This window comes from Pseudomonas sp. P5_A2_2, assembly GCF_054177685.1.
On record NZ_JBGCUL010000219.1, the window covers coordinates 1 to 6,253 of the forward strand.

The following is a 6,253-nucleotide window of genomic DNA, read 5'->3' on the forward strand; positions in this document are numbered from 1 at the left end:
CATCGAGCTTGACCAGCATGACGAAGAGCGTCTTGCGGCACACCAGGGTTCCAACTGCCGATTGGTTGCGCGCACCCTTGATGAGGTCACCTTCCCAATGCCCCGGCATCAAGCGCTCATTGGCCTCGGGCGGGCGCACATGGATGCTGACAATGTCCTGCAGCGCCCCGCGGCGATCCGTGCCACGCGCAAGCGGCCTGCGTGCACCTCGGCCCTGGCGCAGCAACGCCACCAGTTCACGGCGAAGCTCGCCTCTGGGCGCGGCGTAGATGGCCGTGTAGATGGTCTCGTGGGAGGCGTGCATGGCAGCTTGGTCGGGATGCTCCCTTCGCAGTGTCGCAGCGACCTGCTCGGGGGAGAGCTTGCGCTGCAGCAGACCGCGCACCCGCGCCCACAAGGCACTGCGAGGATGCAGCTTGCGTTCGGSTCTGGCCTGCCGGCGCTCTCGACGGGCCCGCATACCCGCGCGCTGTGCGTTGTAGCCCCCAGCAACACGAGGGCGCCCCATCCAAGGCTGTTCGACCTGCGGGCGCCAGCCGTTGCGGCGCAGTTCGCGCGTGATGGTGCTCGGCGAGCGTTCGAGCAATGCCGCAATCGAACGCGCACTACGGCCTTCCAGCTTCATCGCCATGATCGCACCTCGATCTTCGGCGCTCAGCTGGGTATATGTCTTGGTCATGCAACTCCTTCGCGGCGTGGCAGTGTTGCACTTCGATCTTGAATCCGCCTGTCCTTACCTTCGACGCTTCGTTATGAAGTTCAGCAACCTCAACGCCGTGGGCCACAACACAGCCGACTCGCTTGCTTCGGGTATCCGCCTTTGATCGGCACTTACGAGATGAACGTCTTTGCGGAGGCTTCGGCCGCTTCTCCTAGCTTGATTGAGGTCGACTTTATTCGAGCGGCGCGGCGTCGACTCCCTCCCGCAGCGCTATGCTTAACCGGAACTGCGTCAAATCGTAGCTTCCGTTCACTTGAGGAGATTCAGATGAAACGCTTGATCACTACCTTGTTGTTTCTCACCTCTTTCGCCGCCTTGAGTGCCTTTGCTCAGAAGACCTCACTCAAGGAACAAATACTCGGCACTTGGATTCACGTTTCAACCACTGTTACTGCGCCGGACGGTAAGAAGACGGATCGACCAGGAAAAGGTGTCGTAATCTATGCCCCGGATGGTTACTTCGCCTTCGTGAATGTCGCGAATGACCTTCCCAAGCTGGCAGCTAACAACCGAGATAAGGCGACGGTGGAAGAAGCCAAGGCGATCGTCGCAGGCTCAATTGCCTACTACGGTACCTACACGGTTGATGAAGGGACGAAAACCATCATCCCTACAGTTGAAGGAGCGACGTTTCCTAATATGGTTGGGACCGATCAAAGCCGAATTGTTACGTCAATAACGGCGGCCGAAATGCGCTTCACCAATCCAAAGGCACCAGCAGGCGTATTAGAAATCGTGTGGCGACGAGCCAAATAAGACTTGGACGTAGTGGGCGGTCGCGCCAGTTCCTGTAGTCCAGCGAGGTCTGGACCACTGATGCGCGGCGTCACTGGCTGTGTCACGCATGTCGCAAGGGACGCTCAATCGGTCAACAACTTGCCGTTGGACCCAACGCCGCTCCCGGCGCCGACGCCTAACCCGGCGTTGAAGCGGACAGTTGCCGGCGGGGCGCACCTGCGCTCTCTGTGGGTGTTGTTCGCTTCGGTGCGCCCCACCGGCAACTGCCGCTTAACTCAGCGTTAGGCGTCAAGTGCTACACCTTTGGCACCRCAACTCATCTACGCCAGAATTGGCTCAACAAGACCCAAGCGAAGACGACGATGTACGCCATCAAGGTCCAGGTCAACAGCAACTCGCCGGTCATTGGTGGCGCGAAGGATCTTAGCGTCCTCTCAGCCATACTTACTCTCGCTGGCAAGCTCGGCGAAGCAAGCCACCCCCACAGAGGCGACGAAACGGTCGACTTCACCTTTCGTCTTGGCGGCCTAACATCTCGTGGTCCTGGAGTTGAGGATGAACACTTGGTCTGGCTCGAAGAACGAGACCTCAAGTTGGGTGACAGGCTCACATTTGAGATCGTTGAAACCGAGGCCCCAAGTGCAATCGAAAGTGGCTCGAAGGCAGAAGAGCGGTCGAACGATGAGCGCTCCTACTTTGAGCACTGCAAGCGTGCGTATTTCGAAATGCGCGAGAAGTATGACGGTGACGCCTAACCCCTCCATCGAGCGGACAGCCGAAAGCACGCTTCGCGCACTTTCGCCTGCCGCTCATGTCAAACGTTAGGCCTCGGATTCGACGCGAGCGGTTGCCCACACTTCAACGGAGAAACGCCATGGAAGCAACAATGCGATCTGTTGAAGTAAACAACGTCAGGCTTGCTTACCGCGACACGGGAACCGGGCACCCGATTCTCTTTGTCCACGGTGCGATCTCAGACCATAGAGCTTGGAAGCTTCAATGCGACGTCCTTGAGTCAAAGTACCGATGCATTGCCGTCGACATGCGGTACTTTGGAGCATCAAGCGACGGCGGCGATTCCGGCTTTACTCTGAAGACGCACTCGGCAGACTTGTGCGCCTTCATCGAAGCGGTTTCGGCCGTTCCAGTACACCTGGTTGGCCACTCCTACGGATGCGTCGTCGCCCTCGCCACTACAGTGGCGCGGCCGGATCTGATCGCCGACTTGTTCCTCAGCGAGCCCACACTCGCGTCTGCGGTTACCCAGGCCGAAGACGTCGCTGTCTTCCGCGCTGCCAGGGCCGGGTTGGTCTCGGTCATAGAAGCCCTGTCGAAGGGTGACACCAGAGGCGCCGTCGAGTCGTTCTATGACTGGGTTGTCTTCCCAGGTGCGTTTGCTTCGCTTCCGATAGATCTCAGAGAGATGGTTCTTGAGAACGCCCGAACTCTGGAACCGTTCCTGTCGGCGCAGCCAACAAGGGTCGGTGAGTCTGATCTTGCGGCAATCAAGGTGCCGATATCGCTAACTGTGGGCGAGAGGACCAACCCGTTTATTGCGGTTCAAGTGCGCGGGCTTCAACGTCTCTTGCCGCACTCGACTTTGACGACGATCGGGGGCCACCACGGATCAGTATTCGTCGACGCGACAGAATTCAACTGCGCGCTAGCCAAGCATCTGGATGAAAAACGTACAGCCGAGGCCTAACCCATCGCTCAAACGGAGCGCCAACGGCAGGCCACCAAGCCCGGGCCGGCGGTACGCGGTACATTTTCGCCAGCCCGGGCTTGGCATCCCGCCGTCGTCGCCCGCTTAGAGCTCAAACGTTAGGCGGCACAGGAAACCGAAGCGAGCCCACCATGCCTGAGGAACAATTGCTACAAGGTTCATGTCACTGCGGTGCAGTYCGTCTCACGCTRCCCTCRGCGCCGAAGAAGGCCACCAAGTGCAACTGTTCGCTCTGCCGKCGCCTTGGCGGACTTTGGGCGTACTACGAGTTCGGGACGGTTCGGATAGATGGRCACCCGGAGAATACGGCCGAGTACATCTGGGGYGACAAGACGCTGCGCAATGTRCGYTGCAAGACCTGCGGRTGTGCCACSCATTGGGAACCACTTGTTCCCGAGGCAGGTGGCAAGCACGGTGTCAACCTGAACAACTTCGATCCGCATCTTCAAGAATCTGTTCAGGTGCGCCATTTCGATGGAGCAGACACTTGGAAATTCATCGACTGAGCGGTACCGCCGCAGTGCCGCCTAACCCTTCCATCGAACGGACGTCTTCCAGCAAGCTTCGCTTGCTTCCAGCCGCCGCTCATGTCAAACGTTAGGCGTTGCCAAATATCATGCAGGACATTCGCTACGTCGTATTCCACAAGCCTGGCCCTGCCTGGCTGCCCGGCAAGAGCATGTTTGAGCAACCAGGAGTGCGCGACCACGTTGCCCACTATCGCAAGTGGCTCGATGCCGGAAAGCTCGAACTTGGTGGCCCGCACCTAGACACCACCGGTGGCGGCATGATGGTCCCGATCGCAGGTGTGTCCGAGGACGAGGTCACTCGTTTCGCCAGCGAGGATCCCGCGGTCAAGAGCGGTACGCTGCTGGCAGAGGTGAGGCCATGGCTCATTGGCATGAGCAAGTAGTGCACTGCCTCAATCCAACGGTGGGCCAGGTTGGTAGAGCAACGTCTAACCCTTCGTTGCACCCGACTCGCTACAGCGGGCTTCGCCCGCCTCCGCGAGCGGGTGAAATCAAACGTTAGGCGTCAGCCAAGGAGGTTCCCATGACATCTGACGAACAGGCCATTCGCGATCTCGTCGCGCTCTGGCACAGCGCAACCGCCGGCGGCGCCGTTGAAACGGTGCTTGGCCTCATGGCCGAAGACGTTGTCTTTCTTGTGGCGGGTCATCCCCCGATGCGAGGTCGCAGTTCCTTTGAAGCCGGGCTTCGCAAACTCCTCACCACACACCGCATCGAGTCATCAGGCGAAGTGCAAGAAGTCGAGGTCTCGGGGAAGCTGGCTTACTGCTGGACCGAACTCACAGTCCGAATCGTGCCGCAATCAGGAGGCAGCGCTACTACTCGCACGGGAAGCGCTTTGTCCGTTCTGCGCAAGCAGGCGAGTGGCTCGTGGATTGTGGTTCGCGATGCCAACATGCTGCCCTCGGCAGCATGACGCCTAACCCTTCGCTCGAGCGGACGCGCAACGGCAGCGAGCCGCTGTGGTACATGTTGCACCTAGCGGCCAGGGCGCCACGCCGTCGCCCGCCCCTCAGCTCAAACGTTAGGCCCCGAAATGCGAACCTTTCGTGGTGACAGAAGCCTTCGCGCATCCAGCCGAGATTTATACAGTCGCTTGTGCCAGCACTCGATCTGCCAACGGCATTCAACGAGGCCGCTTTCCCCCACTTGGGCTCCAGTGCCGTCGATCGCATCATGGGCGAAAGATTTCAAGGTCATCGACCAATCAAGTAGCAGGTATGGCTCCGCTGAGCATCTCAAGACATTCACAAAAAGGGTTAGGTATGGATCAAAGTAGCAATGACGTCAGTACTCCAGTTGCTGGTCAGTTTGCACTGCCATTGCGCGCCACGTTTGGCCTGGGAGATCGTGTACGCAAGAAGTCTGGCGCCGCTTGGCAGGGTCAAGTTGTCGGCTGGTACTGCACGAAACTGACCCCTGAGGGCTACGCCGTCGAGTCTGAATCTCACCCAGGCTCAGTACAAATTTATCCTGTGGCTGCGCTTGAACGCGTGGCCTAACCCTTCCATCGCGCTGACATGCCCCGGCAAGCCGGGTCATGCAGCTCATGTCAACCGTTAGGTTTTACGGGAGCACCCTTTGACAGTCACGTGGTCTCACTCGCTCAACGGCATCGACTGGCTTGAACTCGAGGCGTTGTATCGCGCCGCGCCTCTTGGAAACAAGACTGCCTCGGGTTTGAACACTGTTTTCTCGAACAGCCGCTACTGCTGCTTCGCGCGCGAAGACGGAAAATTGGTTGGCGCTGGTCGGGCGCTCGCGGACGGAGCCGACTGTTCCTATATCTGTGACGTAGCGGTTCTGCCAAGTCACCAAGGCACGGGTGTAGGCAAGGAGATCGTAGCCAAACTCGTTGCGTTCTCGAAGGAACACAAAAAGATCATCCTGTACTCCGTGCCTGGAAAAGAGCCCTTCTACCGGAGATTCGGCTTCAAGAGAATGCTCACAGCGATGGCCATCTTCGAAGACCAACAACTGGCTCTGGAGCGAGGCTACGTGAGTGAAACCTGACCCTTCCATCGAGCGGACGCCTTCCGGCATGCTTCGCATGCCTACGGCCGCCCCTCATGTCAAACGTTAGGCCGCATACCGAGCTGGGCATTGCATGTCATTCCCGAACGGATCTTGGTGGCACGGACGATCCGTGTAGGTGGTGAACGCAAATCAGAGCTGCTGTGCCAGCTTCAGCTGGCCGGGGTCCGGCTTAACGAGGCCGCTCAGGGGCTCTTTGCCGATGACCGATTCACAACCTCGGCCTTCAGCTCAGTCATCGAAATCGCCGAGCTGTCTGTCGCCAGTCTCGGCCTGCACAACGGCGTAAGCGGCCGGCGAACCCGTCTTGAGAACGCCGATGGCGTCGGTGACGATGGTGTCCACCAAGGATTTAAGTGGACACCATGGAACACGCCAAGCGCGGTCGGCGGCGCCACGATGACGAGTTGAAGGCGAAGGTGCTGAGCGAGTGCGCAGTCCCTGGCGCGTCGGTGGCGCATGTCGCGTTGGCCCATGGCTTGAACGCCAACCTCGTTCACAAGT

Annotated in this window: 10 protein-coding genes; 9 read left to right on the forward strand and 1 reads right to left on the reverse strand. The window is 59.1% G+C overall.

Translation table 11 applies throughout. The annotated features are described in order from the left end of the window. The coding region (locus ACXRVY_RS14440) for an IS30 family transposase (protein WP_458237623.1) at positions 1–679 on the reverse strand (679 nt) is incomplete at its 3' end. A 309-nt stretch (positions 680–988) separates the two neighbouring features. Between ACXRVY_RS14440 and ACXRVY_RS14445 the strand changes: the two genes are divergently transcribed. The 9 genes from ACXRVY_RS14445 to ACXRVY_RS14485 form a co-directional block, all read left to right on the forward strand. After that, a complete protein-coding gene (locus tag ACXRVY_RS14445; protein WP_458237624.1) occupies positions 989–1,477 on the forward strand; it encodes a lipocalin-like domain-containing protein in 489 nt (162 codons plus the stop codon). A gap of 344 nt (positions 1,478–1,821) precedes the next feature. Beyond that, positions 1,822–2,214: a hypothetical protein gene (locus ACXRVY_RS14450; RefSeq protein ID WP_458237625.1), complete on the forward strand. Its 393-nt coding sequence runs from the start codon at positions 1,822–1,824 to the stop codon at positions 2,212–2,214. Between the two features lie 119 nt (positions 2,215–2,333). Beyond that, positions 2,334–3,164 (forward strand): alpha/beta fold hydrolase, encoded by an 831-nt coding sequence (locus tag ACXRVY_RS14455; protein ID WP_458237626.1) that lies wholly within the window; start codon positions 2,334–2,336, stop codon positions 3,162–3,164. A 152-nt stretch (positions 3,165–3,316) separates the two neighbouring features. Next, complete coding sequence (locus ACXRVY_RS14460; RefSeq protein ID WP_458237627.1) at positions 3,317–3,691, forward strand: GFA family protein; 375 nt, start codon at positions 3,317–3,319, stop codon at positions 3,689–3,691. Positions 3,692–3,801: 110 nt separating this feature from the next. Beyond that, the gene (locus ACXRVY_RS14465) at positions 3,802–4,098 is read left to right on the forward strand and encodes a YciI family protein (RefSeq protein ID WP_458237628.1); all 297 of its coding nucleotides are present in this window, start codon (positions 3,802–3,804) and stop codon (positions 4,096–4,098) included. Positions 4,099–4,238: 140 nt separating this feature from the next. Further along, positions 4,239–4,631: a YybH family protein gene (locus ACXRVY_RS14470; protein WP_458237629.1), complete on the forward strand. Its 393-nt coding sequence runs from the start codon at positions 4,239–4,241 to the stop codon at positions 4,629–4,631. Between the two features lie 349 nt (positions 4,632–4,980). Beyond that, positions 4,981–5,217, forward strand: coding sequence for a trimethoprim-resistant dihydrofolate reductase DfrB (gene dfrB / locus ACXRVY_RS14475; protein ID WP_458237631.1), 237 nt, complete (start codon positions 4,981–4,983; stop codon positions 5,215–5,217). 79 nt (positions 5,218–5,296) lie between these two features. Further along, a complete protein-coding gene (locus tag ACXRVY_RS14480; RefSeq protein WP_458237630.1) occupies positions 5,297–5,728 on the forward strand; it encodes a GNAT family N-acetyltransferase in 432 nt (143 codons plus the stop codon). A gap of 386 nt (positions 5,729–6,114) precedes the next feature. Further along, on the forward strand, positions 6,115–6,253 hold a 139-nt coding region (locus tag ACXRVY_RS14485; RefSeq protein ID WP_458237632.1), incomplete at its 3' end, for a transposase.